Below are 1,269 nucleotides of genomic sequence, written 5' to 3'. Positions count from 1 at the left end.
GCTCCCATTGGCGTGCTGCGCCTGCCGCTGTTCCTGCTGATCTGGGGCATTGCCTCGCTGGCGATGTGGCTGCCGGCCGTTCATGCGCTGGTGCTGGACGACCATCACACTTCGCGCAGTTTCTTCTATGCCGGTGTTGCCGGGCTTATTCTGGTGGTGCTGATCGGCTTGTCGATAGGCAACCGGGTGCCGCGCTACGGGATGCCGGGGCAATTGCTGTCGCTGCTGGCAACCTTCGCCGTGCTGCCGCTGTTCCTGGCGGTGCCGGTTCAGGATGCGCTGGTCAGCACCCGTTTTCTGAACGCTTATTTCGACATGGTCAGCGCCATCACCACCACCGGCACCGATGTCTGGGGCGATCCAGACCGGTTGCCGCCCAGCGTGCATCTGTGGCGGGCGATTGTCGGCTGGCTTGGCGGGCTCTTGATGTGGGTGGCGGCGTCGGCGGTGCTGGCGCCGATGTCTTTGGGCGGCTTCGAGGTCACCGCCAAAGGCGAGCCCGGCGGCGGCACCGCCGCGCCTGCGCATATGGAGAAGGCGGACCCGCGCCGCCAGCTGGTTCTGGTGACGCGCACTTTGGCGCCGGTTTACGCCGGGCTGACCTTGGTGCTGTGGCTGTTGCTGATGATCACCGGCGAGCAGGCCTTGGCAGGTCTTAGCCATGCGATGTCAGTGATGGCGACCTCGGGTATATCCGCGACCGGCGGGGTAGAGAATGCCGCCAGCGGCCTGGCGGGTGAGATGGTCATGTTCCTGTTCATGTTCTTTGCGCTGTCGCGGCTGACCTTTTCCAGTGACACGGTCACCGCAGGGCAGGGGCGGCTGGACAAGGATCCGGAATTCCGCACCGGGCTGTTGATTGTCTTTGGGGTGCCACTGCTGCTGTTTCTGCGTCATTGGCTGGCCGCCTATGAGGTGGATGCCGGCGAAGATCTGCTGCAAGCTCTGCGGGCGCTGTGGGGCACCTTGTTTACGGTGATGTCCTTCCTGTCAACCACCGGATTTGAAAGTGCTCATTGGGAAGCCGCTCAGGCCTGGTCCGGGCTGGAGACGCCGGGCATGATCCTGCTGGGGCTGGCGGTGTTCGGCGGCGGTGTCGCCACCACCGCAGGCGGGGTCAAGCTGCTGCGGGTCTATGCGCTGTATCTGAACGGGCTGCGCGAAATGGAGCGGCTGGTGCATCCCAGCTCAGTCAGCGGCGAAGGCAACCGCACCAAGCGGCTGCAGAAAAACGGTGCGTTTGTGGCTTGGGTGTTCTTCATGCTGTTT

At 64.1% G+C, this 1,269-nt stretch carries 1 protein-coding gene; it reads left to right on the top strand.

Annotated elements, in window-relative coordinates; translation table 11 throughout:
- Positions 1-6: 6 nt before the first annotated feature.
- Positions 7-1,269 (top strand): potassium transporter TrkG (locus A2I95_RS39290; RefSeq protein WP_291737779.1); only part of this gene is annotated, 1,263 nt, incomplete at its 3' end.

This window comes from Leisingera sp. F5 (assembly GCF_001593695.1).
The sequence above is the reverse complement of the archived record's forward strand: the minus strand, read 5'-3'. Positions and strand labels throughout refer to the sequence as shown.